General features: G+C 71.3%; 25 protein-coding genes. 11 read left to right on the forward strand and 14 right to left on the reverse strand.

Translation table 11 applies throughout. The features are described from left to right. Positions 1 to 144: 144 nt before the first annotated feature. From ACZ7G3_RS28345 to ACZ7G3_RS28360, 4 genes are all read right to left on the reverse strand, one after another. Complete coding sequence (locus ACZ7G3_RS28345) at positions 145 to 1827, reverse strand: glycoside hydrolase family 13 protein (protein WP_470928804.1); 1683 nt, start codon at positions 1825 to 1827, stop codon at positions 145 to 147. 128 nt (positions 1828 to 1955) lie between these two features. Next, positions 1956 to 2867 (reverse strand): sugar ABC transporter permease, encoded by a 912-nt coding sequence (locus tag ACZ7G3_RS28350; protein ID WP_426601177.1) that lies wholly within the window; start codon positions 2865 to 2867, stop codon positions 1956 to 1958. Between the two features lie 13 nt (positions 2868 to 2880). Continuing rightward, positions 2881 to 3885: a carbohydrate ABC transporter permease gene (locus ACZ7G3_RS28355; protein WP_426601176.1), complete on the reverse strand. Its 1005-nt coding sequence runs from the start codon at positions 3883 to 3885 to the stop codon at positions 2881 to 2883. A 131-nt stretch (positions 3886 to 4016) separates the two neighbouring features. Then, on the reverse strand, positions 4017 to 5285 hold the full coding sequence (locus ACZ7G3_RS28360; protein WP_470928806.1) for an extracellular solute-binding protein: 1269 nt from the start codon (positions 5283 to 5285) through the stop codon (positions 4017 to 4019). Positions 5286 to 5690: 405 nt separating this feature from the next. Here ACZ7G3_RS28360 and ACZ7G3_RS28365 point away from each other — a divergent pair, with 405 nt between their 5' ends. Both ACZ7G3_RS28365 and ACZ7G3_RS28370 read left to right on the forward strand, forming a co-directional pair. After that, positions 5691 to 6725, forward strand: coding sequence for a LacI family DNA-binding transcriptional regulator (locus ACZ7G3_RS28365; RefSeq protein WP_470928808.1), 1035 nt, complete (start codon positions 5691 to 5693; stop codon positions 6723 to 6725). A gap of 86 nt (positions 6726 to 6811) precedes the next feature. Further along, positions 6812 to 7669 carry a phosphatase PAP2 family protein gene (locus ACZ7G3_RS28370; RefSeq protein WP_470928810.1) on the forward strand — a complete coding sequence of 286 codons (858 nt, stop codon included), beginning with the start codon at positions 6812 to 6814 and terminating at the stop codon, positions 7667 to 7669. 60 nt (positions 7670 to 7729) lie between these two features. On the opposite strand, the gene ACZ7G3_RS28375 is transcribed toward ACZ7G3_RS28370, so the two are convergent. Continuing rightward, on the reverse strand, positions 7730 to 8317 hold the full coding sequence (locus ACZ7G3_RS28375; protein WP_470928812.1) for a TetR/AcrR family transcriptional regulator: 588 nt from the start codon (positions 8315 to 8317) through the stop codon (positions 7730 to 7732). A 71-nt stretch (positions 8318 to 8388) separates the two neighbouring features. On the opposite strand from ACZ7G3_RS28375, the gene ACZ7G3_RS28380 reads away from it, so the two are divergent. Further along, the gene (locus tag ACZ7G3_RS28380; RefSeq protein WP_470928814.1) at positions 8389 to 9282 is read left to right on the forward strand and encodes an NADP-dependent oxidoreductase; all 894 of its coding nucleotides are present in this window, start codon (positions 8389 to 8391) and stop codon (positions 9280 to 9282) included. 61 nt (positions 9283 to 9343) lie between these two features. Here ACZ7G3_RS28380 and ACZ7G3_RS28385 read toward each other — a convergent pair whose 3' ends face one another. Then, the gene (locus tag ACZ7G3_RS28385) at positions 9344 to 12346 is read right to left on the reverse strand and encodes a bifunctional [glutamine synthetase] adenylyltransferase/[glutamine synthetase]-adenylyl-L-tyrosine phosphorylase (protein WP_470928816.1); all 3003 of its coding nucleotides are present in this window, start codon (positions 12344 to 12346) and stop codon (positions 9344 to 9346) included. Between the two features lie 229 nt (positions 12347 to 12575). Here ACZ7G3_RS28385 and ACZ7G3_RS28390 point away from each other — a divergent pair, with 229 nt between their 5' ends. The 3 genes from ACZ7G3_RS28390 to ACZ7G3_RS28400 all read left to right on the forward strand — a co-directional run bounded on the left by ACZ7G3_RS28390 (position 12576) and on the right by ACZ7G3_RS28400 (position 13655). After that, entirely contained in the window at positions 12576 to 12839 is a 264-nt protein-coding gene (locus ACZ7G3_RS28390; protein WP_279563697.1) for a type II toxin-antitoxin system Phd/YefM family antitoxin, read from the forward strand. Further along, positions 12836 to 13090: a Txe/YoeB family addiction module toxin gene (locus ACZ7G3_RS28395; protein WP_426558628.1), complete on the forward strand. Its 255-nt coding sequence runs from the start codon at positions 12836 to 12838 to the stop codon at positions 13088 to 13090. Before ACZ7G3_RS28390 ends, ACZ7G3_RS28395 begins: the two co-directional genes overlap by 4 nt. A gap of 118 nt (positions 13091 to 13208) precedes the next feature. Then, entirely contained in the window at positions 13209 to 13655 is a 447-nt protein-coding gene (locus tag ACZ7G3_RS28400) for a VOC family protein (protein ID WP_426558630.1), read from the forward strand. Positions 13656 to 13684: 29 nt separating this feature from the next. Here the strand turns inward: ACZ7G3_RS28400 and ACZ7G3_RS28405 are convergent, their stop codons facing one another. Further along, a complete protein-coding gene (locus ACZ7G3_RS28405) occupies positions 13685 to 14350 on the reverse strand; it encodes a TetR/AcrR family transcriptional regulator (RefSeq protein ID WP_470928819.1) in 666 nt (221 codons plus the stop codon). 59 nt (positions 14351 to 14409) lie between these two features. Between ACZ7G3_RS28405 and ACZ7G3_RS28410 the strand changes: the two genes are divergently transcribed. Next, positions 14410 to 15381, forward strand: a complete 972-nt coding sequence (locus tag ACZ7G3_RS28410) for an NAD(P)-dependent alcohol dehydrogenase (protein ID WP_470928821.1) — start codon at positions 14410 to 14412, stop codon at positions 15379 to 15381. Between the two features lie 54 nt (positions 15382 to 15435). Here the strand turns inward: ACZ7G3_RS28410 and ACZ7G3_RS28415 are convergent, their stop codons facing one another. Together ACZ7G3_RS28415 and ACZ7G3_RS28420 are read right to left on the reverse strand one after the other, a co-directional pair. Continuing rightward, positions 15436 to 16062, reverse strand: coding sequence for a DUF305 domain-containing protein (locus tag ACZ7G3_RS28415; protein WP_470928823.1), 627 nt, complete (start codon positions 16060 to 16062; stop codon positions 15436 to 15438). After that, entirely contained in the window at positions 16059 to 16727 is a 669-nt protein-coding gene (locus ACZ7G3_RS28420; protein ID WP_470928825.1) for a DUF3105 domain-containing protein, read from the reverse strand. The genes ACZ7G3_RS28415 and ACZ7G3_RS28420 overlap by 4 nt, the downstream gene beginning before the upstream one ends. A 276-nt stretch (positions 16728 to 17003) precedes the next feature. Here ACZ7G3_RS28420 and glnA point away from each other — a divergent pair, with 276 nt between their 5' ends. From glnA to ACZ7G3_RS28435, 3 genes are all read left to right on the forward strand, one after another. Beyond that, the gene (gene glnA / locus ACZ7G3_RS28425) at positions 17004 to 18365 is read left to right on the forward strand and encodes a type I glutamate--ammonia ligase (protein WP_351388604.1); all 1362 of its coding nucleotides are present in this window, start codon (positions 17004 to 17006) and stop codon (positions 18363 to 18365) included. 213 nt (positions 18366 to 18578) lie between these two features. After that, entirely contained in the window at positions 18579 to 19178 is a 600-nt protein-coding gene (locus ACZ7G3_RS28430; RefSeq protein WP_470928827.1) for a hypothetical protein, read from the forward strand. Positions 19179 to 19712: 534 nt separating this feature from the next. Then, the gene (locus ACZ7G3_RS28435) at positions 19713 to 19943 is read left to right on the forward strand and encodes a hypothetical protein (RefSeq protein WP_470928829.1); all 231 of its coding nucleotides are present in this window, start codon (positions 19713 to 19715) and stop codon (positions 19941 to 19943) included. 109 nt (positions 19944 to 20052) lie between these two features. On the opposite strand, the gene ACZ7G3_RS28440 is transcribed toward ACZ7G3_RS28435, so the two are convergent. From ACZ7G3_RS28440 to ACZ7G3_RS28460, 5 genes are all read right to left on the reverse strand, one after another. Further along, the gene (locus ACZ7G3_RS28440; RefSeq protein ID WP_470928831.1) at positions 20053 to 20799 is read right to left on the reverse strand and encodes a DUF3618 domain-containing protein; all 747 of its coding nucleotides are present in this window, start codon (positions 20797 to 20799) and stop codon (positions 20053 to 20055) included. Next, a complete protein-coding gene (locus ACZ7G3_RS28445) occupies positions 20775 to 21206 on the reverse strand; it encodes a phage holin family protein (RefSeq protein ID WP_470928833.1) in 432 nt (143 codons plus the stop codon). The genes ACZ7G3_RS28440 and ACZ7G3_RS28445 overlap by 25 nt, the downstream gene beginning before the upstream one ends. A gap of 1 nt (position 21207) precedes the next feature. Then, positions 21208 to 21894, reverse strand: a complete 687-nt coding sequence (locus ACZ7G3_RS28450) for a hypothetical protein (RefSeq protein WP_470928835.1) — start codon at positions 21892 to 21894, stop codon at positions 21208 to 21210. Positions 21895 to 22213: 319 nt separating this feature from the next. Beyond that, on the reverse strand, positions 22214 to 23440 hold the full coding sequence (locus ACZ7G3_RS28455) for an MFS transporter (protein ID WP_470928837.1): 1227 nt from the start codon (positions 23438 to 23440) through the stop codon (positions 22214 to 22216). A gap of 127 nt (positions 23441 to 23567) precedes the next feature. After that, positions 23568 to 24620, reverse strand: coding sequence for an endonuclease/exonuclease/phosphatase family protein (locus tag ACZ7G3_RS28460; RefSeq protein WP_426601156.1), 1053 nt, complete (start codon positions 24618 to 24620; stop codon positions 23568 to 23570). 427 nt (positions 24621 to 25047) lie between these two features. Here ACZ7G3_RS28460 and panB point away from each other — a divergent pair, with 427 nt between their 5' ends. Beyond that, the gene (gene panB, locus ACZ7G3_RS28465; protein ID WP_470928839.1) at positions 25048 to 25923 is read left to right on the forward strand and encodes a 3-methyl-2-oxobutanoate hydroxymethyltransferase; all 876 of its coding nucleotides are present in this window, start codon (positions 25048 to 25050) and stop codon (positions 25921 to 25923) included. Positions 25924 to 25959 lie beyond the last annotated feature (36 nt).

Raw genomic sequence — 25959 nt, forward strand, 5'->3', positions numbered from 1 at the left:
CAAAGGACGGGGTGGCAAAGGGTTCCGTGCCCTACCCCCCCGCCCCACTCCCCCCGATCCCGGTTGTGAGCGATACAACAGCCCAAACCCCCCCCCCCCCCCCCCCTCCCCCCCCCCCCGGGCCCTGTCGGGTCAGCGGGGGCGTCAGGCCGTCGTCCACCACACCGTCGTGTCCGCCGGGACCTTCGCCTCGCCGGCCGCCTCGGTCACCTCGCCGCTGGCCAGCAGCATCCGCCCGTACGCGGGCATCGCCACCGACTCGCCGGTGGTGTTGGCCACGCACACGAAGTCCCCGCGCCGGAAGGCGACGACGCCCTCGGGGGCGCGCAGCCACTCGACGGCGTCGCCCGCGCCCAGGTCGGCCTGCTCGCGGCGTACGGCCAGCGCGGAGCGGTACAGCTCCAGGGTGGAGCCGGGCTCGCCGGTCTGCGCCTCGACGCTCAGCTCGCCCCAGTCGGCCGGCTGCGGCAGCCAGCTGCCGCCGTCGCCGAAGCCGTACGACGATCCCGTGCGTGTCCAGGGGATCGGCACCCGGCAGCCGTCGCGGAAGCCGTCCTGTCCGGCGCCCCGGAAGTACGCCGGGTCCTGGCGCACCTCGTCGGGGAGGTCGACGACGTCCGGCAGGCCGAGTTCCTCGCCCTGGTAGACGTAGGCCGAGCCGGGCAGCGCCAGCATGAGGAGGGTGGCCGCGCGGGCGCGGCGCAGGCCGAGTTCGCGGTCGCCGGCCAGGCGGAGCTGGGTGCCGAGACCCGCCGGGTTGGCGAAGCGGGTGGCGTGCCGGGTGACGTCGTGGTTGGAGAGGACCCAGGTGGCGGGGGCGCCGACCGGACGCATGGCGTCCAGTGTGCGGTCGATGACCGTGCGCAGCTCCTCGGCGTCCCAGTGGGTGCCCAGGTACTGGAAGTTGAAGGCCTGGTGCAGTTCGTCGGGGCGGACGTAGTTGGCGGTGCGCTCGACGGTCGGGGTCCACGCCTCGGCGACGAAGATGCGCTCGCCGGAGTACTCGTCGAGGATGCGCCGCCACTGGCGGTAGATGTCGTGGACGCCGTCCTGGTCGAAGAAGGGCGTGACATCGTTGCCCAGCAGCCGCAGTTCGTCGTGGGAGCCCAGGTCCGGCAGGCCCTCGGCCTTCACCATGCCGTGGGCGACGTCGATGCGGAAGCCGTCGACGCCCATGTCCAGCCAGAACCGCAGGATGGAGCGGAACTCGTCGCCGACGGCCGGGTGCTCCCAGTTGAAGTCGGGCTGCTCGGGGGCGAACAGGTGCAGGTACCACTCCCCCGGCGTGCCGTCGGGCTCGGTGACCCGGGTCCAGGCGGGGCCGCCGAAGATGGACTCCCAGTCGTTGGGAGGCAGTTCGCCGTTCTCACCCTTGCCGGGACGGAAGTGGTAGCGGTCGCGGGCCGGCGAGCCGGGGCCCTCGGCGAGGGCGCGCTTGAACCACTCGTACTGGTCGGAGGAGTGGTTCGGGACCAGGTCGACGATGATGCGCAGGCCCAGCGCGTGGGCGTCGCGGATCAGCGCGTCGGCGTCCAGCAGGTTGCCGAACATGGGGTCGACGGCCCGGTAGTCGGCGACGTCGTAGCCGGCGTCGGCCTGCGGGGAGGCGTAGAAGGGGCTGAGCCACACGGCGTCCACGCCGAGGTCGCGCAGGTACGGCAGGCGGGTGCGGACACCCTCCAGGTCGCCCATGCCGTCGCCGTTGCTGTCGGCGAAGCTGCGCGGGTACACCTGGTAGATGACGGCGTCCCGCCACCAGTCATGGCGCCCTGCGACGGTGGCGACGGCGGAGGTGGGGGCCGGTGCGGCGGAGTGCTGCTGGCTCATGACGTCCTTGTGATGTGACGGAGTTCCGGTCATGGAGACATGGGTGCGGGAGGGTGGGGGCGAGGCGGCCGGCCGCGGTGCTGCGGGGTCGGATGGGCACCGCGGCCGGACGTTTTCCCGGGCGGGCGTCAGCCCTTGGTCCCGCCGGCGGTCAGGCCGGTCACCAGGTTCTTCTGCACGAGGTAGAAGAACGCGGAGACGGGTATCGCGACGAGTACGGCGGTGGCGGCCATCAGGTGGCGCTGCGCGTCGTGCTCGCTGACGAAGCTCTGCAGACCGACCGCGAAGGTGTACTTCGTGTCGCTCAGCATGAACGTCGAGGCGAAGGCGACCTCGCCGAACGCGGTGATGAAGCTGTAGAAGCCGGCGACCGCGAGGCCCGGCCGGGCGAGCGGCAGGATCAGCCGGAAGAAGGTGCCGAAGGGGGTCAGCCCGTCGACGCGCCCGGCCTCGTCGATCTCGAACGGGATGGTGTCGAAGTAGCCCTTGAGCAGCCACGCGCAGTACGGCACCGCGGTCGAGCAGTAGACGAGGATCAGGCCGAGGTAGCTGTCGACGAGCTGGAGCTCGGACAGGATCTGGTACATCGGCACGATCAGCACGGCGATGGGGAACATCTGGGTGACCAGCAGCACCCACATCAGCTTCTTGTAGCCGGGGAAGCGCATCCGCGAGACCGCGTAGCCGGTGGTGGCGGCGACCATGACGCCGATGACCGTGGTGCCCAGCGACACGATCAGCGAGCTCTTCAGCCAGTCGAAGAACTGCGTGTGCTGGAGCACGTACGCGTAGTTGTCGAAGGTCATCTTCGACCAGATGCGCTCGGGGTGCAGGTAGTCGTTCTTGTCCGGGCCCAGCGACAGGTAGACCAGCCAGGCGACCGGGAAGAGCGCGATGAGGCTCGCGACGGTCAGGATGCCGTGGGAGGCGAGGGACGCGGCCCGGCTGCGTTCGCCGCGGCCACGCCCCGGGCGGGGCGGCTCGGGGGACGCGGTGACCTGCTCCGCCGGAGCCTTGGTGTGCGCGGTGGTGGTACTCATGGCGGCTCCTGCCTCAGTTCGCGAGCTGCTGCTCATTGCGGTTCAGCCAGCGGCGGTAGAAGGAGGTGAAGACGATCAGGATGGCCAGCAGCAGGATGCCGTAGGCCGCGGACTGCGCGAAGTCACGGGGCTGCTGTCCGAAGCCGAGCTGGTACGCCCAGGTGACGAGGATCTGGGCCTCGGGGGCGGTGTTGCCGAACAGCAGGAAGATCACGGCGAACTGGTTGAAGGTCCAGATGACGCCGAGCAGGACGACGGTGGAGCTGACGGACCTGAGGCCGGGCAGGGTGACGTAGCGGAACCGCTGCCAGGCGTTCGCGCCGTCCATCTCGGCGGCCTCGTACAGGCTGTTGTCGATGGACTGCAGGCCGCCGAGGAGGGAGACCATCATGAACGGCACACCGCACCAGGTGTTGACCATGATCGCGGCGAAGCGCTGCCAGAAGGTGTCCTCGAGCCACGCGGGCGTCGGCAGGTGCAGCCAGTCCAGGCCGGAGTTGATGATGCCCTGGTCGGCGAGCATGAAGCGCCAGCCGAAGACGGTGACGAAGGTGGGCACGGCCCACGGCAGGACCAGGATCAGCCGGTAGAAGGTGCGGCCGCGCAGCTTCTGGTTGAGCAGCAGGGCGAGGCCGAGGCCGATGAAGAAGTGCAGTCCGACGCAGACCGCCGTCCACACGATGGTCCAGATGAAGTGCGACCAGAAACGGTCGTACGCGGTCGGGCCCCACAGGATGTCGGCGTAGTTGTCCAGGCCGACGAACTTGTAGGTGGCCTCGATCTCGTTGACGCCGATCGTGCGGCCCGTGTTGAGGCTGTTGGCGTCGGTGAGGGTGAGGTAGAGGCCGTACCCGAGCGGGTACAGCACGAGGACGCCGATCACGACGGCCACCGGCGCGATCATGGCGTAGGCGTACCAGTGCTTCTGGTAGCCGTCTTTCAGACGCCGGCCAAGGCCGGGCCGCGGGGTGCGGTCACCGCGGCGCTTGCCGGTCGCGCGGTCGATGGCGACTGTCATGGTTCGACACCTTCGGGAGCATCGGGACGAGCGGGACGATCAGGGGGTACGGCGCCGGGGGCTGCGGCGCGCAGGCCGGTGGCCGCCGGGTCCCCTCCCCCCACGGCGGGGGACCCGGCGGCCGCGCGGACCTACTTGCTGAAGTCCGGCACCAGCTTGGCGATGGCGGTCTCCGCGTCGCCCAGGCCCTCGTCCAGGGACTTCTTGCCGCCGGCGATCTGCGGCAGCTCGTCGTCGAGCGGGGTCAGCAGGGAGCTGTACTCCGGCAGCGCGGGGCGCGGCTGGGCGGAGGGCAGGACCGTCTGGTAGCCGGCGATGCCCGGGTCGGTCTTGACCTTGTCGGTGTAGGCGTCGTCGCGGGTCGGCAGCGTGGAGTTCTTCAGGGCGACGGTCTCCTGCGACTTCGCGGAGGTCATGAAGTTCACGAACTTCAGCGACGCCTCCTGGTGCGCCTTGTCCGAGCCGGCGTACACCGAGAGGTTGTGGCCGCCGGTCGGGGCGCCCGCCTTGCCGGTGGAGCCGGCCGGGACGGTGGCGATGCCGAGGTTGTTCTTGTCCTTGAAGGCGGTGCCCTTGTAGAAGTTGGTGATCTCCCACGGGCCCTGGATGATCGAGGCGACCTTGCCGCTGACGAACGCCTCCTGGATGTGGGCGTAGGCGTCGGCGGTGGTGTCGGCCTTGTGCAGGCCCTTGCCCTCGAACAGGCTCAGCCAGGTGCCGTAGGCCTTCTTCGCCTCGGGCGACCTGACGGTGATCTTCTTGGCCTCGACGTCGACCGTGTCGGTGCCCTCGCCGTACAGGAACGGCTGCGCGTAGTAGCCGGCCGTGGAGGCCCAGTAGCCGTCGACGCCGGTCTTGTCCTTGATGGTGGCGGCGGCCTTCTTCAGGTCGTCCCAGGTCTTGGGGGCCTCGACGCCGGCCTTCGCGAACAGTTCCTTGTTGTAGACGAAGGCGAGGGTGTCGGTGACCAGCGGGACGCCGTAGGTCTTGCCCTCGTACTTGGCCTGCTCGATCAGCTTGGGCTGGAACTTGTCCTGCTCGGCGAGGGCCTCGGTGCCGTCCAGCGGCAGGAAGAAGCCCTTCTTGGCGAAGGCGGCGGTCCAGCCGACGTCCGTGCGCAGCACGTCCGGGGCGCCCGAGGCACCGGCGGCGGTGTCGAACTTGTTCTGCGCCTGGTCGAAGGGGACGTTGACGTACTTGACCTTGATGTCCTTGTTGGCGGCCTCGAACTCCTTGACCAGGGCCTTGTAGGTCGGCGCCTCGTTGGTCGCGTTCGAGGTGTCCCAGTACGTGATGGTGACCGGTCCGCCCGACCCGCTGTCGTCGCCGTCCCCGCCGCACGCCGTCGCCGTGAGGGCGAGGGACGCCACCAGAGCGGTGGCCGCTATGCCACGCCGCATGAGTTCTCCTTGAGGGTGAAAGCCCGAGTGGTGCAGGGTGCGGGCCCGTCCGCCGCTCCTGCCGACTGCCGACCGCGCCTTTGCCGCCGTCGGGCGACGTGAACGTAACAGCGCCGCAAGCTCGACGGAAAGGTCTTGCAGCAAAAAAGTGCAAGAAGTCTCTGAAGTTATCCGGGCGTGACCTCCCGGCGACCGTCGCGAGACGCTTGATTGCGGGGATCGAGCGGTATCGGGCCGGTTGTGCAAGACTCTGCAAGCTCTTGCCGTCACTTTTCCTGAGGGAGCGCGATGACGCAGCAGCCCGCGCCGGGCCGTCCGACGGGCCGTCCAGCAGGCCGCCCAACAGGCCGCCCACGACGCCCGATCGGTGTGCAAGGCAGCGGCCGACAGGTACAGTCCACCCCTGTGACCACACGGCTTGCCGACATCGCCGCCCAGGCGGGGGTGAGCGAAGCGACCGTCAGCCGCGTTCTCAACGGCAAGCCGGGCGTCGCCGCCACCACCCGCCAGTCCGTACTCGCCGCTCTCGACGTGCTGGGTTACGAGCGCCCCGTGCGGCTGCGGCAGCGCAGCGAGGGCCTGGTGGGCCTGATCACCCCGGAGCTGGAGAATCCGATATTCCCGGCGCTGGCCCAGGTCATCGGCCAGGCGCTGACCCGCCAGGGCTACACACCGGTCCTCGCCACCCAGACCCCGGGCGGCTCCACCGAGGACGAGCTGACGGAGATGCTGGTCGACCGGGGGGTCGCCGGGATCATCTACGTCTCCGGTCTGCACGCCGACACCACCGCCGACATGCAGCGCTACGAGCGGCTGCGCGCACAGGGCGTGCCCTTCGTCCTCGTCGACGGTTTCTCGTCGAAGGTGCAGGCGCCGTTCATCTCCCCCGACGACCGCGCCGCGATGAACCTCGCGGTCACGCATCTCGTCTCGCTGGGGCACACCCGCATCGGGCTGGCTCTCGGCCCGAAGCGGTTCGTGCCGGTGCAGCGCAAGATCGAGGGTTTCGTCCGCACCGTCCAGGACCAACTGGGCATGGACGCCGAGGCCGTGGAGAAGGAGCTCGTCCAGCACTCCCTCTACACCCTGGAGGGCGGCCAGGCGGCGGCCACCGCGCTCATGGAGCGGAGCTGCACCGCGGTGGTCTGCGCCAGCGACATGATGGCGCTGGGCGCGATACGGGCGGCCCGGCAGCGGGGCCTGGAGGTGCCCAGGGACTTCTCGGTCGTCGGCTTCGACGACTCACCGCTGATCGCCTTCACGGACCCGCCGCTGACGACCGTCCGCAAGCCGGTCCCGGCGATGGGACAGGCGGCGGTGCGCACGTTGCTGGAGGAGATCGGCGGGACGCCCGCGCCGCACAGTGAGTTCGTGTTCATGCCGGAGCTGGTCGTGCGCGGCTCGACGGCGTCGGCGCCCGGAGAGCGCCACCGGCCCTGAGTCCTCCCGTGGTTTGGCCGGATGCGACCCCGGTCCGCCGGGGGGATGATCGGGGGGAGAAGGCTTTTCTGGCAGACTTCATGCCTATGGGTGACACGACCGTGAGGACCACGGAACGCCAGGAAGAGGCCGTTCCGCACCCCGTCACGGAGGAGACGGGGCGGGATCTCCTGCGCCGGCTCCGCGCGCCGCGCCGGCCCCGCCTGTGGTTCGAGATCCTGTTGATCGCGGTCAGTTACTGGACGTACTCCCTCGTCCGCAACGCGGTACCGGAGCAGCGGACACAGGCGCTGCACAACGCGGACTGGATCTGGCGGGTCGAGCAGCAACTCGGCGTCGCCGTCGAGCAGTCGGTCAACCACGCCGTGAACTCGGTGACTTGGCTCATCATCGGCATGAACTACTACTACGCCACGCTGCACTTCGTGGTGACCCTGGGCGTGCTGGTGTGGCTGTACCGCAGCCATCCCGGCCGCTACGCGGCGACCCGGCTCGTGCTCTTCGCGACGACGGGCGTCGCCCTGGTCGGTTACTACCTGTATCCGCTCGCCCCGCCCCGCCTGATGAACGGCGAGCACTTCATCGACACCGTGATGGTCCACGAGACGTGGGGGTCGATGGCGTCCGGCGACCTGAAGAACATGTCGAACCAGTACGCGGCGATGCCGTCGATGCACATCGGGTGGTCGGTGTGGTGCGGGCTGACGATCTTCGCCCTGGCCTCGGTTCCGTGGGTGCGGGTGCTGGGGCTGGTGTATCCGGTGCTCACCCTGGTGGTGATCGTCGCCACCGCCAACCACTTCTGGCTGGACGCGGTGGGCGGGGTGCTGTGCCTGGGGTTCGGGTACGCGGTGGCGGCCGCCTGGTACGGGCGCCTGCCGCACGCGCTGCCGCGGACGGTGGTGGCGCGGCGAGGCGCGGCGCCTTCGCCCACACGGGCGTAGGACCAACCTCCACCGCCCCGCCCTCCTACCGCCCTTCACCCTTTCTGACGGGCCGGTCCCTCAGGCGCTCCCGGGGGCGCGGGTGACCTCCCAGGCCGCCTCGATCATCCGGAAGACCTCGTCCACCGCGGCTTCCGGATCGGCCGCCTCACGGGCGAGCGAATAGGCGTCGATCGCGAACCTCGCGATCGCCCGGCAGGCCGTCGTGGTCTGCGACAGGCCGGGATCGGCGGCGAGGGCCGCCGCCAGCGACTCCGCGTGGCGCAGCCTCATCGACTCCTCGTACTTCCGCAGGGCGGGTGATCCGTCGATCATGCGCCGGATCGGCGCGGCGCCGTCCGCCGTGCAGTGCCGCACCAGCGCCAGGACCTCGCGGCGCAGTGCGGGGACGAGCGACTCGTGCGGCGCACGGCCGGTGACCGCCTGCGTGAGGCGTCGCTCGAAGTCCTGGTCCTGCTCGAACACCAGGGCCTCTTTCGAGCCGAAGTGGGAGAAGAGCGTGGTGACGGCCACGTCGGCCTCGGCGGCCACGTCCCGGATGCCCACCGCGTCATAGCCGCGTTCCAGGAAGAGCCGCAGGGCGGTGTCGGCGATCTTCTGGCGGGTCGCGGCCTTCTTGCGCTCACGGCGTCCGGACTGCACGGTCATGCGCCTGACACTACCAAATACAAAACCGCAACCGTTCCTAAAACCTAACCGTTAGTGTTACGGTCGCCGGCATGAGGAAAGTGAGCTTCGCCGAGTTCGGCGGTCCGGACGTTCTGCAACTCATCGACGCCGAGGAGCCCCACGCGGGCCCCGGCCAGATACGCATCGCCGTGCGGGCGGCGGGCGTGAACCCCGTCGACTGGAGGGTCCGGGAGGGCCAGGTCCTGGGCGCCCATCCGATCCGGTTGCCCGCCGGAGTCGGGCTGGACGCCGCGGGGGTGGTGGACGAGATCGGTGAGGGCGTCGAAGGGATCGAGGTGGGCGACCACGTCTTCGGCGAAGGTTCGAGCACCTACGCCGAGTTCGCCGTGCTGGGGGCCTGGGCCCGGATGCCCGAGGGGCTGACGTTCGACGAGGCGGCCGGGTACCCCTCCGTCGTGGAGACCGCGCTGCGCGTCATCCGCGAGGTCGGTGTGCGGCCCGGGCAGACGCTGCTGGTCAGCGGTGCGTCGGGGGGAGTCGGGTCGGCGGTGCTGCAGATCGCCCGCGACCGCGGCATCACGGTGATCGGCACGGCCGGGGCCGCGAACCAGGACTACCTGCGGAGCCTGGGCGCCCTCCCCACGACGTACGGGGAGGGCTGGGCCGAGCGGGTGCGGCGGCTCGGCCGGGTCGACGCGGCTCTCGATCTGGCCGGCTCGGGTGTGATCCGCGAGCTCGTCGAGCTGACCGGGGATCCCCGGAGGGTGGTGTCCATCGCCGATCTCGATGCGCCGGAGTCCGGTGTCCGGTTCTCCGGAGTGGCCGGGAGCGTGCCCGACGCGCTCGCCGAGGCCGTCGGCCTCATCTCACGGGGACGGCTGCACATCCCGGTCGAGAAGTCGTACCCGCTCGCCGAGGCCGCGGCGGCGCACATCGACAGCCAGGCCGGTCACACGCGCGGGCGCCGGGTCATCGTCGTCTGAGCCGCTTTCCCGCGCGGCGGCACGGCCCGGCGAGGGGCCCTGGACCCTGGATCACCAGGGTTCAGGCGTAGAACAGGTCCTCCATCACCACTCTGGCCCGGCGGGCCGTGCGGCGGTACTCGTCGAGCATGTCGCCCGCGTGGCCGGGGCCGTGCCCGAGGTAGCGGCCCACCGCCGCCAGTTCGCGGGGGTCGCTCGGGAACGTGTCCCCGGCCCGTCCGCGCACCAGCATCACCGCGTTGCGGACGCGCGTCGCCAGTACCCACGCCTCGTCGAGCGTCCCGGCGTTCTCCGCCGAGACGAGGCCGGCGTCGCACGCGGCGGCCAGGGCCCGGCGCGTCCGGGTGGTCCGCAGCCCCGCCTCGGTGTGGCCGTGCCGCAGCTGGAGCAGCTGCACGGTCCACTCGACGTCGGACAGTCCGCCCGGCCCCAGTTTGGCGTGCAGCTTGGGGTCCGCGCCGCGTGGCAGCCGCTCGGACTCCATCCGGGCCTTGAGCCGCCGGATCTCCCGTACGGCGTCCTCCCCGAGCCCGTCCGCCGGGTACCGCAGCGGATCGACCAGCTCGGTGAACCGCCGCCCGAGATCCGCGTCGCCGGCGACGAACTCGGCCCGCAGCAGCGCGTGCCGCTCCCACACCAGCGACCAGCGCCGGTAGTAGGTCTCGTACGACTTCAGGGTCCGCACCAGCGGCCCGGACTTGCCCTCGGGCCGCAGGCCGGCGTCGATGAGCAGGGGCGGGTCGGCGCTCGGCACCTGGAGCAGGCGGCGCATCTCGGAGACGACCTTGTTCGCCGCGTCCGCCGCCTCCCGCTCGTCGACCCCGTCCCGCGGCTCGTGCACGAACAGCACGTCCGCGTCCGAGCCGTAGCCCAGCTCGTGCCCGCCGAACCGGCCCATGCCGATGATCGCGAACCGGGTCGGCAGGGTGTCGCCCCAGCCCTCCCGCACGACCGCCCGGAGCGTCCCGGCCAGTGTCGCCGCCGTCAGGTCGGAGACGGCGGCGCCGACCCGGTCCACCAGGGCGCCCTGGTCGGCCTCGACGGGCTGCGCGTCGGTGCCGTAGGAGCCGACGATGTCCGCGGCGGCCGTACGGAACAGTTCCCGGCGCCGGACCCCGCGCACCGCCGTGACCGCCTGTACCGCGCCGTCCGCGCGGCGGACCGCGGCGAGTGCCTCCTGCTCCAGCTGGAGCCGCCCGCGCGGCGCCAGCCCGCCGGCGTTGCCGTCCCCGAGCAGTGCGACGGCCTCGGGCGCCCGCATCAGCAGGTCGGGGGCGAGCCGCCCGGCGGAGAGCACGCGGGCGAGGTTCTCGGCCGCCGCTCCCTCGTCCCGCAGCAGCCGCAGGTACCAGGGCGTCGTGCCGAGCGCGTCGGAGACCTTGCGGAAGTTGAGCAGGCCGGTGTCCGGGTCGGCGGAGTCGGCGAACCAGCCGAGGAGCACGGGCAGCAGGGTCCGCTGGATGGCCGCCTTGCGGGTGACGCCGGACGCCAGCGCCTCCAGGTGCCGGAGCGCGGCGGCCGGGTCGGCGTATCCGAGGGCGACCATGCGTTCCCGGGCCGCCTCCGCGCTGAGCCGGGCCTCGCCCGGCGCCAGCTGGGCGACGGCGTCGAGCAGCGGCCGGTAGAACAGCTTCTCGTGCAGCCGGCGCACGACGGAGGCGTGCCGCTTCCACGCGCGCAGCAGCCCGGTGACCGGGTCGTTGCGCAGGCCCAGCGAGCGGCCGAGGCGCCGCAGGTCGGGCTCGTCCTCGGGCACCAGGTGGGTGCGCCGCAGCCGGTGGAGCTGGATGCGGTGCTCCATGGAGCGCAGGAAGCGGTACGCCTCGTCGAGCTGGGCGGCGTCGGCCCGGCCGACGTACCCGCCCGCGGCCAGTGCCTCCAGCGCGTCCAGCGTCGTGCCGCTGTGCAGGGAGGTGTCGGACCGCCCGTGCACCAGCTGGAGCAGCTGCACGGCGAACTCGACGTCCCTGAGCCCGCCGGGACCCAGTTTCAGCTGCCGGTCGACCTCGGCGACGGGGATGGTCTCCACCACCCGGCGGCGCATCTTCTGCACGTCCGGGACGAAGTTCTCGCGGTCGGCGGCCTGCCACACCAGGGGCTGGAGGGCGGCGACGTACTCGGCGCCGAGGCCGGGGTCGCCGGCCACCGGGCGGGCCTTGAGCAGCGCCTGGAACTCCCAGGTCTTGGCCCAGCGCTGGTAGTAGGCGAGGTGGCTGCTGAGGGTGCGCACCAGCGGGCCGTTGCGTCCCTCCGGGCGGAGGTTGGCGTCGACGGGCCAGATGGAGCCCTCGACGGTCGTCTCGGAGCAGATCCGCATCAGGTGCGAGGCGAGTGCGGTCGCGGCCCGCAGCGCCTTGGTCTCGTCGACGCCGGGGACGCCCTCCGCCGCCTCGCCGACGAAGATGACGTCGACGTCGGAGACGTAGTTCAGCTCGTGTCCGCCGCACTTGCCCATCGCGATCACCGCGAGCCGGCACAGCGCCGCGTCCTCGGGCGCGGCGGCCTCGGCGAGGGCGAGGGCGGCACGCAGGGTGGCGGTGGCGAGGTCGGCCAGCTCGGCGGCGGTCTCGGCGACGTCGATGGTGCCGCACACGTCGCGGGCGGCGATGGACAGCAGGCAGCGCCGGTAGGCGACGCGCAGGGAGACGGGGTCGGTGGCCTCGGCGAGGCCGCGTTCGAAGTCCTCCACGCCGCGGTGCAGGTCACGGGGTTCGTAGGTGACGAGGGCCTGCCAGTCACCGGCGTGCCGCGCGAGGTGGTCGGCGAGCGCCTCGGAGGCGCCGAGCACACCGAGGAGACGGTCGCGCAGCGGCTTGGCCGCTATCAGGGTGTCCAGCAGCTCCCGGCGGGCGGTGGGGTCCGGCTGCGCCTCCAGGAGCCGGACCAGGCCGTGCAGGGCGAGGTCCGGGTCGGCGGTGGCGCCGAGCGCCTCCAGCAGGACCGGGTCGTCGCGGACCGGGGCCAGCTCCACGCCGTCCAGCAGCCGCTCGGCGGCCGAGGGATCGGTGAAGCCGTGCCGCAGCAGCCGCGTGAAGGTACTGCTCCTGCGCCCCGGCGCCGTCATCCCGGCCTCCTGTCGGACTGGCGTTTCGTCGAACCCACGGACCCACGGCTCCACGGCTCCACGGACTGTCGGACCCTCGAACCGTCGGATCAAGGTCGTACGCCTGAGCGTAACCGGGAAGGCGTGCGCGGGCGCCGGGGCGTACCGGTCTCGGTCTCCGGTGACCGTTCCGGTAGACCGCTCCACACTCGTACGATATCTTGTACAAGCCGTGAAGGGAGGCACCGGTATGTCCATTACCGCGAGTGAGGCCCGTCAGAACCTGTTCCCTCTGATAGAGCAGGTCAACGAAGACCATGCCCCGGTACACATCACCTCCCGCAAGGGGAACGCCGTACTCATGTCCGAAGAGGACTTCACGGCCTGGACGGAGACGGTGCATCTCCTGCGTTCCCCCAGGAACGCCCGCCGCCTGCTCGACTCCATCGCCGAGGCCGAATCCGGCGGTGCGCGGCGGCGTGAACTGATCGATCCGGACACGGAGCGCCCGTGAAGATCACTTTCACGTCGCACGGCTGGGAGGACTACGTCCACTGGGCCGAGAGCGACCGGAAGGTGACCAAGCGGATCAACAAACTGATCACCGACATCACACGTGACCCGTTCAAGGGCATCGGCAAGCCTGAGCCGCTGAAGGGCGACCTGTCGGGCTACTGGTCACGGCGCATCGACGACACGCATCGCCTGGTGTACAAGCCGGTCGACGGCCAGCTGGTCATCGTCCAGGCGCGATACCACTACTGACAGCGAAGACCGACAAGACAACCGGCAACCGACAACCGACGCTGACACTGACACCGACACCGACACTGACAACTGAAACTGACATCGTGCTCGGCAAGGACACCGAAGGAGCCAGGCCATGGACTTCACCCTCGAAGTGATCCCGCTGCCCGTGACCGACATCGACCGCGCCCGGGACTTCTACCGGGACAAGGTCGGCTTCCACGTCGACATCGACCAGGAGGTCATGCCGGGGATGCGCATCGTCCAGCTGACGCCGCCGGGCTCGGGCTGCTCGATCGCCCTCGGCGACGCCATCTGGGACATGGCGCAGGGGCAGACCGCGCCGGCCCCCGGCACGTACCAGGGCCTGCAGTTGTGCGTCGCCGACATCAAGGCGGCCCACGCCGAGCTGGTGGGGCGTGGCCTGGACGTCTCCGAGCCGGTGCAGTACTCCCCGGACGACGGCGCCACGTTCATGTACTTCAAGGACCCCGACGGCAACGGCTGGGCGGTCCAGGAGTACCGGCGCCGGGAAACTGAGCCGCTGCACCAGCTGCTGGCGGACCTCAAGCGGCAGCGCTAGGGGCCCCCGGTCGACGGGCGGGCCCCCGGTCAGGTGGCCGTCTTCCTGGGCCACGGCAGGTGGTAGAGGCCGAGCGGCGCCGGGGGCGGCAGGGGGGCCGCCGCCGGGCCGGAGGAGTCCGCCCGGAAGGAGTGCAGCAGGAGGGCCACGAGCCGGCGGGACGCCGCGAGGGCGGCTTCCGTCGACCGGGCGTTGATGCCGTTGTTGGCCATGAACACGAGCGTGAGGTCACTCCGGTCGAAGTCGGCGCGCAGCCGCCCGGCCTCCTTCGCCCGCCGGGCCAGCACCGCGAAGCCCTCCTCGGCGCGCACCCGGGTCTCCTCGAACTCCGACGCGTCCGGGAACCGGGTGAGGAACGCCGCGGCGAAACCCCGGTCCAGGATGTTCAGCGCGCACACCTTCTCGACGACCCCGCAGAAGCCCGCCCAGGGATCGGGGTCGGCGAGCGCCTCGTCGATGGTGCCCACGCAGGCCGTGAACTGGTCGGCGAAGACCGTCGTGACGAGCGACTCGCGGGTGGGGAAACGCCGGTAGAGCGTGGCGATCCCGACACCGGCGCGGCGGGCCACGGCGGCCATCGGCACGTCCAGGCCCCGGGCGGCGAACAGGCCGCGGGCGGCCTCCAGGATGCGGTCGCGGTTGTGGCTCGCGTCCGCGCGCAGTCCGGACGGCATCCGAGAAGAACCAGCGGCCATGTCTCTCACATTAGCCGAAGTGGACGACCCCGTCCGGTTACGGGCCTAGCGTTCGGGACATGAGTGAGATGCGCGCGGCGCTGTACGACAGGTACGGCCCCCCTGAGGTCCTGTACGAGGGCACCGTGCCCAGGCCGGTCGCCGCACCGGGCGAGATCCTGGTGCGGGTCCTCGCCGCCAGTGTCAACGGCGGTGAACTGGCCGGACGGGCGGGGAAGGTCAGGCTGGTGACCGGACTGACGGGACGGGGCTTCCCCAAGCGGACCGGCATGGACTTCGTGGGCGAGGTCGTGACCCCGGGGCCGCCCGGGTCCGGCGTCGCGGCGGGCGACCGGGTGTGGGGGCTGCTGCCCCGCCACCGTATGTTCGGCAGCGCCGCGGAGTTCGTGGCCGTACCTCCGGAGCGGGTGGCCCCCGCCCCCTCCGCCCTCGATCCGGTCCAGGCCGTGTCCCTGCCCGCCGGGGGCACGACGGCCATCACCGCCCTGCGGGACAAGGCCCGCCTCCGGGTGGGTGAGCGGCTCCTGGTCCGCGGGGCCGCCGGAGGGGTCGGCAGCGTCGCCGTCCAGCTCGGCCGGGCCTACGGGGCCCACGTCACGGCTCTGGCGGGGGCCCGGAACCTCGGCTTCGTCCGTGACCTCGGCGCCGACGAGGCCTTCGACTACGCCACCACCGGTGCGGCCGGTCTCGGCCGGTTCGACGTCGTCCTCGACACGGTCGGCACCGGACTGCGCGCCTACCGCCGGCTGCTTGCCCCCGGGGGCCGCATGGTGGCGATCGCCTTCGACCTGGCGCACCCGGCCGCGTCGATCGCCTACCTGCTGGCGTCGACGGCGTTCGGCTCGCGCCGCGTACGGTTCTTCAGCGGCAACCCCACCCGCGCCCTGTTCACCGAACTGACGGCCCTGACGGAGAGCGGCGCCCTGCGTCCCGTGGTGGACACGGTGCACCCGCTGGCCGACATCGCCGCCGCCCACCGGGCGTTGGAGCAGGGGGGCGTACGCGGCAAGCACGTCATCCGCGTCGGCTGAGCCGCGACCGGGCAGGCCGGCGTGCGTACCGCCGACCGCCTCACACCCGCGGCCTCACACCCGCGGCTTCGCGCCCCGCTCCGCCAACAGGTCCGTCATCAGCCGGATCTCCGACTCCTGCGACTCCACCATGCCCTGGGCCAGCCGCTTCTCCACGCCGACCGTGCACCGGTCGGCGCACCCCTCGGCCATGTGGACGCCGCCCTTGTGGTGCTCGGTCATGAGCTGGAGGTAGTAGACCTCCGCCTGCCTGCCGTCGAGCGTCGCCAGCTTCTCCATCTCGGCGTCGGTGGCCATCCCCGGCATCAGAGAGCCCTCGCCGGCGGAGGGCGCGTCGCCCATGCCCATCCAGGTCATCGGCGGGTCGGACGACACCTTCGGCAGCCCCCACAGGTCGAGCCAGCCGATCATCATGCCGCGCTGGTTGGCCTGCGTCTGCGCGATGTCGTAGGCGAGCCGCCGCACCTCCTCGTCCTTCGTGCGGTCGCGCACGATGTACGACATCTCCACGGCCTGCTGGTGGTGCACCGCCATGTCCCGCGCGAAGCCGGCGTCCGCCGAGTCGGCGGACGGGACGCGGCCCGCGCCGTCGTCCCCGGCGACGGCGTAGGTGATCCCGCCGGCCAGGACGAGGACCGCCGCGGCGGCCCCCGCGATCCAGCCGGCCTGTTTCGGTGTCACTCGGACAGCCCGTTCGTGCAGGCGGCGCCCGGCTCGGGGGTCTGCTCGCCCTGGACGAACTTCTCGAAGAACTTGTCCACGTTCGGGTCGTCGGCGCCCGTCACCGTGCGCTGGTGGCCCCAGGCGGTGAGCATGATCGGGTCCTTCTGCTTGTCGTCCGGGCTCATCAGGGAGTACGGCGTCTTCTTCACCTTCGCCGCGAGCTTCGCCACGTCGGCCTTCGGCGCCTTGTCGGTGTACGTCACCCAGACGGCGCCGTGCTCCAGCGAGTGCACGGCGTTCTCGTTCTTCAGCGGCTTCGTGTAGACGTCGCCGTCGCAGTTCATCCAGACCTGGTCGTGGTCACCGCCGACCGGGGGCTCGGCCGGGTAGGACACCTCTTCGGTGACGTGGTTGCGGCCGAGCGTCCCCTTCCAGGTCTGCACCCCGTCCTCGCCGGCGACGAACTTCCCGGAGGTCTTGCCGTCGGACGCCGTGTCGGAGGAGGAGTCGTCGGACTGCGACCGGACGAGGACCACCCCGCCGACGACGAGACCGGCGACGACCACCGCGCTGACCGCGATGGTGAGGATCCGGTTCCGGCGGTCGCGGGCCTCCTCGGCGCGCCGCATCTCGGCTATGCGTGCCTGTCTCGCCGTGTTGCTGGTCTTCTTCGCGGAACCCATGAGGTGTGCCCTTTCGGGAAAAGGGGGGCGGTGGAGTCCGCTGATCGTAATGGCGGTGGAGGGATGAATCGTAGGGAGATCACAGGATCCGTCGCCGGGGGAGCCCAGGAATGGCCCGATCGAACAGGTGGCCTCTACCCTGCGGGGAGGGCCCGTGGGCCGATCGAGGCCCGCAACGCGTACGAAACCGTGCTGTGGTGTGATGCTCGGGTGCGGGGCCGCCTTCCGCCGTACCGGAGACAGGCGGCCTGACCAGCGAGGATGGGGAAGCGGAAGATGGACAAGCAGCAGGAGTTCGTGATCCGGACGCTGGAGGAGCGCGACATCCGGTTCGTACGCCTGTGGTTCACGGACGTACTGGGCTTCCTCAAGTCCGTCGCCGTGGCCCCGGCCGAGCTGGAGCAGGCCTTCGACGAGGGCATCGGCTTCGACGGCTCCGCGATCGAGGGCTTCGCCCGGGTCTACGAGTCCGACATGATCGCCAAGCCGGACCCGTCGACGTTCCAGGTCCTGCCCTGGCGCGCGGAGGCCCCGGGCACGGCCCGCATGTTCTGCGACATCCTCATGCCGGACGGCTCCCCGTCCTTCGCCGACCCGCGCTACGTCCTCAAGCGCGCCCTGGCCCGCACCTCCGACCTGGGCTTCACCTTCTACACCCACCCGGAGATCGAGTTCTTCCTGCTGAAGGACAAGCCGGTCGACGGCTCGGTACCGACCCCGGCGGACAACTCCGGCTACTTCGACCACACCCCGCAGAACATCGGCATGGACTTCCGCCGCCAGGCCATCACCATGCTGGAGTCGATGGGCATCTCGGTGGAGTTCTCCCACCACGAGGGCGCCCCCGGCCAGCAGGAGATCGACCTGCGCTACGCCGACGCGCTCTCCACGGCCGACAACATCATGACGTTCCGCCTGGTCATGAAGCAGGTCGCGCTGGAGCAGGGCCTGCAGGCCACCTTCATGCCGAAGCCGTTCTCGGAGTACCCGGGCTCGGGCATGCACACCCACCTCTCCCTCTTCGAGGGCGACCGCAACGCGTTCTACGAGTCGGGCGCCGAGTACCAGCTCTCCAAGGTCGGCCGTTCCTTCATCGCGGGCCTGCTGCGGCACGCGGCGGAGATCTCCGCCGTCACCAACCAGTGGGTGAACTCGTACAAGCGCATCTGGGGCGGCTCCGAGCGCACGGCCGGCGCGGGCGGCGAGGCCCCCTCCTACATCTGCTGGGGCCACAACAACCGCTCGGCCCTGGTCCGCGTCCCCATGTACAAGCCCGGCAAGACCGGCTCGGCCCGCGTCGAGGTCCGCTCCATCGACTCCGGCGCCAACCCGTACCTGACCTACGCCGTCCTGCTGGCCGCCGGCCTGAAGGGCATCGAGGAGGGCTACGAACTCCCGCCGGGCGCCGAGGACGACGTCTGGGCCCTCTCCGACTCGGAGCGCCGCGCGCTGGGCATCGAGCCCCTCCCCCAGAACCTCGGCGAGGCCCTCGCCCTGATGGAACGCAGCGACCTGGTCGCCGAGACCCTCGGCGAGCACGTCTTCGACTTCTTCCTCCGCAACAAGCGGCAGGAGTGGGAGGAGTACCGGTCCCAGGTGACGGCGTTCGAACTGCGGAAGTCGCTGCCAGTGCTGTAGGGACAGGCCGGTCGGACGGCCTCCTCCCCATGTGAATGGGGAGGCTGGGCTTTCGGCGGCAGTGCCCGGCGCGAATGGCGCGGTTCTGTCTCCTTGTTCCCATTCGGCTGTGTTCGCTCGTTATTCCAGGCGGAATTGCACGAGAGTTGAGTGATCGTTTTCGTGGTAGAGTTTCGGTGAATTCGCAGAACGCCGCGAAAAAAGGGGAATGGTGTGAACACCGAGAAGGTCACGGCTCGACGTCTTACGGCCGAAGAGCTTACGGGATTGAGTCCTCAGGACGAAATCTTCGTCTCGGCGGAGATGGACGGCCTTCCTCTCGACTGCTACGCCCCGGCCTCCCTGACGGAGCCGGGTAAAAATTTCGAGGGGGGCTCCTTCACCGCGAGGACGGTATTCGGTCAGGAAATCCGTGTTCTCCCGGACAATGCCGAGGAGCCCGGGATCTGGGTTGCCGACAAGACCGGGGAAGAGATCGAGGTTCTCCAGAATGCCGGCGTACTCCTGAACCTCGCCCTCTTCGTTCCCAACGGGAGCAAGGAATCCCTGGAGTCGCTCTACTCCGCGGCCCGGGACGCCTTCGGCGCGGGAATCGTCCAGCGCTGGAGCGAGCAGGTCATCACGGTGCCGGACGTCAAGGTCGACCTGTTCGAGGAGCCGGCCCGGGCGCGGAAGAACGCGAGCGGCCAGATCCGCGACCGCCGCGCCCTGGACATCTATCCGACCCGAGTGCGGTTCATGGAGCCCAGCGACGGCTGGAAGTTCATCGTCGAACCGCACAAAGAGGTCATCGACGAGACTCCGACCATCTGACCTGATGGCACTGACCTGACGGCACTGACCTGACGGCACCTTGACCTCAGCACTTCGCGAGAGCCCGCCGGCCTGCCGGCGGGCTCTTCCGCTGGGCCGGCCGCGACCGTCCGGCCTTCCGGCACGGCTCCGAGCGGCTGCTCGACCCCGGTCGAACCCCCTCCGTCGTGTCACACCCCCTTGTGCCGGAGTCCGACCCGAAACGTCCCTCGGACCCACACACCGTTCATCACACGGCCGCATGGAACGCGGGGGAAAGAGGCGAACCGGGTCCACCATGCGCGTCCTGGGCCCGGAGGGCACCCACTACCGACGGGTATTGTGAAGGCGCGGGCCATTTCCATAACGGCATTCGCACACTGATGAATACGGCGACGCCGCGCGGGAGATCCCGACAGCGCGCGGCTGGTCGGAAGATCACCGGCGTGCTTGGATCAGTGCGCGGCACGCCGGTGAGCGGTTCCGGATCCCCACTCCGGATTCCAGGCGTGCTTCGCCGCTCTGAATTCGTGCATACGAAAGGAAAGACCTGCCATGAACCTCGTCCCCCAGGTCGAAACGGCTGAAATCTCCGACGCGGACCTGGACCAGGTGTCCGGCGGCCAGATCGGCATCGACGCCGGCGCGGCCGTCATCACGGTCGGTGGTACCGCCGGCGCGGGCCTCTACGCGGAGGCCGGCCCGCTCGCCGTCAGCGGCGGCCTCGGCGCCTCGGTGACGCCCGGCGGTGCCGCGGAGGGCCACGCACGCACCACCAGCTTCTGAGCCACACCGCTGACGTGCGCTGACAACAGGTGAAGGCGGGCCCCGGACCGACAGCATCCGCCGTCGTCCGGGGCCCGCCCATGTCAGCTCAGTCCTCGCCGACGCTGCGCTAGGTGGAACCCGGGCGCTGCTGCCGGGCCTCGTCCTTGAGGTGCCGGCCGGAGTCCCGCGCCTGACCGGCGACCTCGCCGCCGCGGTCGCGGGCCTCGTCCTGTGTGGTGCGGGCGGCCTGCGCCGCGCTGTCCTTCACCTCGGCGGCCGCGCTCTGCGTCACCTCCTTGGCGCCTTCCTTCAGGTGCTGCGCGGACTCGGCGGCGGCCTGCTTCACCGGCTCCAGGGCCTCGCCGCCGCGCTCCATCAGCTCGGCGGCCTTCTCCTGCTCGGTCCGGGAGGCGGGCAGCAGGGAGGACGCCAGCAGGCCGACGCCGAAGGCGACCAGGCCGGCGGCCAGCGGGTTGCCCCGGGTCTGGCGGCGGGCCATCTCGGGCGCCTGCTGTGCGGCTTCTCCCGCCTGGCCGGCCGCGCCGCGCGCCGCCTCGGCCGCCCGCCCGGTCCCTTCCTGGACCGAGCCCGCCGCGGAGTGCGCGGTGTCCGAGACCGAACCCGCCGCGGAGTGCGCGGTGTCCGAGACCGAACCGGCGGCGGAGTGCGCGGTGCCGGTGACACTGTGGACGGTGTGCGACGCCGTGCCCATGACCCGGTCGCGCACGCCCGATACCGCGCCGCGCATCCTGGCCCGGCGGCGGCGGACCGCCCGCCGGGGACTGGTCCGCTCGGCGAGCTGGTCCACGTCCGTGGAGAGCTGGCCGCGCGTGGCCTCGATCTCGGCCCTCATCTGGTCGGGTGACGTGCCCATTCCGCGTTCTCCTTCATGGTCTCGACGGTTCGCTCGGGCTTCGGGGAGACCGTGCGCATGCCCGCGCGGCCCTTCATGTACAGCACGGCCGCGACGACGGCCCACACCGCGGTCACGATCAGGGCCGCCCATCCCCCGTCCATGACGTTGGCCAGGCCCAGCACGGCGGCCAGCGAGAGGAACAGGAGGACCATGTAGCCGGCGAAACCGGCTCCGCCGAACATTCCGGCGGCCTTGCCCGCCCTCGTTCCCTCCTCCTTGATCTCGGCCTTGGCCAGCTCGATCTCCTGCCGGAAGAGGGTCTGCAGGTCCGCGGTCACGCGGGACATGAGCTGCCCGACGGACCTGTCGTCGACGTGCGGTTCGGTGGGGCGTGCGGGGCGGGGCGCGGGTCGGACGGTGGCCATCTCACACCCCCGGGTGCGCACGTCCCGGCGCGCCGCCCGGCGGTATACCGGTGGCGGGTGGGACCGGTGCGCTGGCGGGGGCCACCCGCGGCGGGGCACCCGGCGCGGGGCCGGGCGGCAGCGGCGCGGTGTCCGGGGCGGCGGCCAGGCCGTCGCGGCCCGCCGGACCGGTGGCCGGCCCCTGTCCGGAGCCGTCCGACCGGGCGGCGCTGCCCGCCTTCGCCAGGCGCCCGACGGCCAGTCCGGCCAGTAGCGCGCCACCGAGGAAGGCCCCGGGGCGCCGGCGGGCGAAGCCCTGGAGGTCGGACACGAGGCCTTCGGCCCCCTGCCTCTCCAGGTAGCCGGCCGCACGGTGCCCCCGGTCGGCCGCCTGCGTCGCCAGGCCGCGGACCGCGGACTCCTTGTGGGCGTTCTCGGCGAGGTCGGCGAGGTCGTCCGCCCACTGCCGCAGCGTGCCGGCCGCGCGCCTGGTCTGGCCGTTGGCCTCGGTCATCGCACGGCCGCGCAGGTCCTGGATGGCCGTACCGGCCTGCTGCCGGGCCTCGTCGGCCACGTGCCTGGCCTGTTCCGCCGCGGTTCCGGCGACCTGGCCCGCGGCCTGTCCGGCCTGCCCGGCCGTCGCGGCGGCCTCTGTTCTGACCTTGTCCCCGGTTTTGCTCCTGGGGCCGGTCTGTACGGACTCACTCATCGGCGACTTCCCCTCGTCGGATGTCCTGTGTGAGGTCCCGTGTCCGTCTCCCGGACGACCCGGCGTGTGCCGGAGGGCGCACACCGGGCGTCACACGTGACCGTCCGTCTCACGACGAGTGGCTATTTGTCGGCCTTTGACACACTTTCCGCCCCAGTAATCTCCCGCTCCTCGCGCTCCTGCCCTCCCCCACCGGGCGGGCCCCGCGACGATCGGCGGACCCGGGCCGGCCGGTCGCGCGGAGAAAACCGCAGGTCGCCATCGCCGGGCCCGGCCCGGGCCCTCCCGGCACCTGTCCCTGGGAGACGGGCGCCGGACGTTACCGGCGGACCGTTTCCGCGGGCTCCGGCACGTGGCCCGCGACCACGCGTTCCCGCCCGGCGACCGGAGCGGAAGCGGCACGGCGGCGGTCCACCGCGTAGGCCGCGCCCGCGACCGCCACGCCGAGCACCGCCAGCGCCGCGCCCGCCGTCGCCGGGGAGGTGGCGCCGAAGCCCGCCGCGAGGGCGAGGCCGCCGATCCAGGCACCGCCGGCGTTGGCGAGGTTGAAGGCGGCCTGGTTGGCGGAGGAGGCCAGCGAGGGGGCCGCGGACGCCTTCTCCATGACCATCAGCTGGAGCGGGGAGCCGGTGAGGAAGGCGGCCATGCCCAGGAGGGCCACCGCGACGGCCGCGGTGACCTCCGTGCGCATCAGGAGCGGGAAGAGGGCGAGGACCAGGACCAGCGAGGCGAGGCCGCCGAAGAGGGTGCCCCGCAGGGAGTGGTCGGCCAGCCGGCCGCCCAGCAGGTTGCCCGCGGTGGCGCCGACGCCGAACAGCGCCAGCAGCAGCGTCACACTGGCCTCGGCGAACCCGGCGGCGTCCGTGAGCATCGGGGTGATGTAGCTGTACGCGGAGAACAGCGCGCCGAAGCCCGCGACCGTCGTGCCGAGCGCCAGCCAGACGGGGAGGGAGCGCAGGGCGGCCAGTTCGCCGCGCAGGCCGGTGGTGGGTGCGGGGGCGTTCTCGCGGGGGATCAGCGCGACGAGTGCCGCTATGGCCGCGACGCCGATCGCGCTCACGCCGAGGAAGGTGGCCCGCCAGCCCAGCTGCTGGCCCATGGCCGTGGCCGCGGGCACGCCGACGATGTTGGCGACCGTGAGGCCGAGGAACATCAGGGAGACGGAGCGGGCCTTGCGTTCCGGCGCCACCATCCCGGTGGCGACCACCGCGCCGACGCCGAAGAAGGCACCGTGCGGCAGACCGCTGACGAAACGGGCGGCCAGGAGGGAGCCCTCCCCGGGCGCGACCGCGGAGAGCGCGTTGCCGGCCACGAAGAGGACCATGAGGGCGATGAGGACCGTACGGCGCGACATCCGGGCGGTCGCCGCCGCGAGCAGCGGGGCGCCGATGACGACGCCGAGCGCGTAGGCCGAGACCAGGTGGCCGGCGCTGGGGATCGAGATGTTCAGGTCTTCCGCGACGTCGGGCAGCAGGCCCATCATCACGAACTCGGTCGTACCGATGCCGAAGGCGCCCACGGCAAGGGCGAGCAGGGCCAGGGGCATGAGGGGTCTCGCCTTTCGAGCGGAGGTGTCCGTACGGGATGGGCGTCTGTCTGGACGCCCCATCCGGACGTCGTTATGTTCCCGTACGGAACAAAGCCTCTCAGGGCGAGTATTCCACCGGCGAATCTCAGGAAGCCGTTGTGTCGACCTTCACACGGGCGGCGATCGGAAGGTGGTCGCTGCCGGTCTCGGGGAGGGTCCAGCTGGTCACCGGGTCGACGCCGGTGACCAGGATCTGGTCGATGCGGGCCATCGGGAACGACGCGGGCCAGCTGAAGCCGAAGCCGTTGCCCACGGCACCCTGCGGGGAGCGCATCTGGGAGGTGATCGCGGTGAGCGCGCGGTCGTTCATGGTGCCGTTGAGGTCGCCGAGCAGGATCTTGCGGGGCAGCTTCTCGTGGGAGATGGCCTCGCCGAGGGCCTCGGCGCTCTTGTCCCGCTGCCGGGCGGTGAACCCGGCCTCCAGTTTCACCCGTACGGAGGGCAGGTGGGCGACGTACACCGCGACCGGGCCGGACGGGGTGGCGACGGTGGCGCGCATCGCGCGCTTCCAGCCCAGCCGGATGTCGACGGCCTTCACGTCGCTCACCGGGTACTTGCTCCACAGCCCGACGGTGCCGACGACCGCGTGGTGCCGGTACTTCGGCTCCAGCGCCCGCTCGTACGTCGGCACGGCGGACGCCTTCAGCTCCTCCAGGGCCAGCACGTCCGCGTCGGCCGCGGCCACGGCGCGGGCGGTGCCGGCGGGATCGGCGTTGTCGGCGTTGACGTTGTGCGTGGCCACCGTGAGGTCACCGCCGGCGCCGGTCTTGTCGAAGAGCAGGCCGCCGAAGAGGTTGAGCCACACGCTCACCGGCAGCACCAGCGCGATCAGCGCCGTCGCCGACTTGCGGACGACGGCGATCACCAGCAGGACCGGGACCAGCAGGCCGAACCACGGCAGGAAGGTCTCCGTGAGGCTGCCGAGGTTGCCGATGGCGTTCGGGATGCGTGAGTGGGCCGCCATGACGCCGGCCAGGAGCAGGGCCACCGCGGCGGTGACCAGGCCCCGGCGCCAGATCCGCCGGTCGCCGCGCCAGCCGGTGACCAGCCGGTCGAACAGACGCCGAATCCGGGTATCCCGGCGCTCGGGACCCGAGTCGCCGTTGTCCGTCTCCGTCATGTACGCCTGCTGCGCCATACCGTTGCCTCACTGACTGCCGTGCACACCGTCGCCCCCCGTGACTCAGCACCCTAGGGGATGATCGGTTCCGATCCTGCCGTCCCATGACGGCCGTACGGGCACGAGGACGCACGAGGCGGAGTCCGGAGTTCCGGTGACCGTCGACACGGTCGGCCCTGTGACACAACGGGCACATTTCACCCCCTCCCTCCCCTTTCCCTCCCTCCCCTTTCCCCGCGCGAATTCCCCCTCGCGCTAATTTCCCCCGCGCGTCCTTCCCGGCGCGCGACGTTCCGCGTGCGCGGCCTTCCCCCCGCACGCGACATCCCCCCTCGCGCGCCCCGCGACGGGGGCCCCTAGCCGCCGGGGCTCACGAGGTGCCACCATGGAAGGGATCCGGGGACGCCGTCAGGGCGCCTCGAGATGACATGAAGGAGCCGTTGCCATGACGCAGCTCTCGGCTGCCCAGACGCCTCAGCGCAAGCCCGCCGACGGGAACAAGGCGCTGTACGGAGGCAAGAGCAACCGTCGTATCACCGTCCGGGACATCACCGCCGCCAAGGAGCGCGGCGAGAAGTGGCCCATGCTCACCGCGTACGACGCGATGACCGCGTCCGTCTTCGACGAGGCCGGCATCCCGGTCATGCTCGTCGGCGACTCCGCGGGCAACTGCCACCTCGGCTACGACACCACCGTGCCCGTCACGCTGGACGAGATGACGATGCTCTCGGCCGCCGTCGTACGGGGCACCAGCCGCGCCCTGATCGTCGCGGACCTGCCCTTCGGCTCCTACCAGGAGGGTCCGGTGCAGGCGCTGCGCTCGGCGACCCGGCTGGTGAAGGAGGCCGGGGCCGGTGCGGTCAAGCTGGAGGGCGGCGAGCGCTCGCACCGGCAGATCGAACTGCTGGTGGAGTCCGGCATCCCCGTGATGGCGCACATCGGCCTCACCCCGCAGTCCGTCAACGCCATGGGCTACCGGGTGCAGGGCCGGGGCGAGGAGGCGGCCCAGCAACTGCTGCGCGACGCCAAGGCCGTGCAGGACGCGGGTGCCTTCGCGGTCGTCCTGGAGCTGGTGCCGGCCGAGCTGGCCGCCGAGGTGACGCGGACGCTGCACATCCCGACGGTCGGCATCGGGGCCGGACCCGGCACCGACGCCCAGGTGCTGGTGTGGACCGACATGCTCGGGCTGACCGGCGGCCGGGTGCCGAAGTTCGTCAAGCAGTACGCCGACCTGCGCAAGGTCATGGGCGACGCGGCGAAGGCGTACGCCGAGGACGTCGTCGGCGGAACGTTCCCGCAGGACGAGCACTCCGTCCACTGAGCCATCGCGGCACCGAACACCGGCCCCGGGGGATAT

The organism is Streptomyces sp. NPDC037271 (genome assembly GCF_055603605.1).

Bases quoted from the DNA above. Each gene is read 5' to 3' on its own strand.
- ACZ7G3_RS28345 (WP_470928804.1), bottom strand. From the start codon at position 1,827: ATGAGCCAGCAGCACTCCGCCGCACCGGCCCCCACCTCCGCCGTCGCC.
- ACZ7G3_RS28350 (WP_426601177.1), bottom strand. From the start codon at position 2,867: ATGAGTACCACCACCGCGCACACCAAGGCTCCGGCGGAGCAGGTCACC.
- ACZ7G3_RS28355 (WP_426601176.1), bottom strand. From the start codon at position 3,885: ATGACAGTCGCCATCGACCGCGCGACCGGCAAGCGCCGCGGTGACCGC.
- ACZ7G3_RS28360 (WP_470928806.1), bottom strand. From the start codon at position 5,285: ATGCGGCGTGGCATAGCGGCCACCGCTCTGGTGGCGTCCCTCGCCCTC.
- ACZ7G3_RS28370 (WP_470928810.1), top strand. From the start codon at position 6,812: ATGGGTGACACGACCGTGAGGACCACGGAACGCCAGGAAGAGGCCGTT.
- ACZ7G3_RS28375 (WP_470928812.1), bottom strand. From the start codon at position 8,317: ATGACCGTGCAGTCCGGACGCCGTGAGCGCAAGAAGGCCGCGACCCGC.
- ACZ7G3_RS28380 (WP_470928814.1), top strand. From the start codon at position 8,389: ATGAGGAAAGTGAGCTTCGCCGAGTTCGGCGGTCCGGACGTTCTGCAA.
- ACZ7G3_RS28385 (WP_470928816.1), bottom strand. From the start codon at position 12,346: ATGACGGCGCCGGGGCGCAGGAGCAGTACCTTCACGCGGCTGCTGCGG.
- ACZ7G3_RS28390 (WP_279563697.1), top strand. From the start codon at position 12,576: ATGTCCATTACCGCGAGTGAGGCCCGTCAGAACCTGTTCCCTCTGATA.
- ACZ7G3_RS28400 (WP_426558630.1), top strand. From the start codon at position 13,209: ATGGACTTCACCCTCGAAGTGATCCCGCTGCCCGTGACCGACATCGAC.
- ACZ7G3_RS28405 (WP_470928819.1), bottom strand. From the start codon at position 14,350: ATGGCCGCTGGTTCTTCTCGGATGCCGTCCGGACTGCGCGCGGACGCG.
- ACZ7G3_RS28410 (WP_470928821.1), top strand. From the start codon at position 14,410: ATGAGTGAGATGCGCGCGGCGCTGTACGACAGGTACGGCCCCCCTGAG.
- ACZ7G3_RS28420 (WP_470928825.1), bottom strand. From the start codon at position 16,727: ATGGGTTCCGCGAAGAAGACCAGCAACACGGCGAGACAGGCACGCATA.
- glnA (WP_351388604.1), top strand. From the start codon at position 17,004: ATGGACAAGCAGCAGGAGTTCGTGATCCGGACGCTGGAGGAGCGCGAC.
- ACZ7G3_RS28435 (WP_470928829.1), top strand. From the start codon at position 19,713: ATGAACCTCGTCCCCCAGGTCGAAACGGCTGAAATCTCCGACGCGGAC.
- ACZ7G3_RS28440 (WP_470928831.1), bottom strand. From the start codon at position 20,799: ATGGGCACGTCACCCGACCAGATGAGGGCCGAGATCGAGGCCACGCGC.
- ACZ7G3_RS28445 (WP_470928833.1), bottom strand. From the start codon at position 21,206: ATGGCCACCGTCCGACCCGCGCCCCGCCCCGCACGCCCCACCGAACCG.
- ACZ7G3_RS28450 (WP_470928835.1), bottom strand. From the start codon at position 21,894: ATGAGTGAGTCCGTACAGACCGGCCCCAGGAGCAAAACCGGGGACAAG.
- ACZ7G3_RS28455 (WP_470928837.1), bottom strand. From the start codon at position 23,440: ATGCCCCTGGCCCTGCTCGCCCTTGCCGTGGGCGCCTTCGGCATCGGT.
- ACZ7G3_RS28460 (WP_426601156.1), bottom strand. From the start codon at position 24,620: ATGGCGCAGCAGGCGTACATGACGGAGACGGACAACGGCGACTCGGGT.
- panB (WP_470928839.1), top strand. From the start codon at position 25,048: ATGACGCAGCTCTCGGCTGCCCAGACGCCTCAGCGCAAGCCCGCCGAC.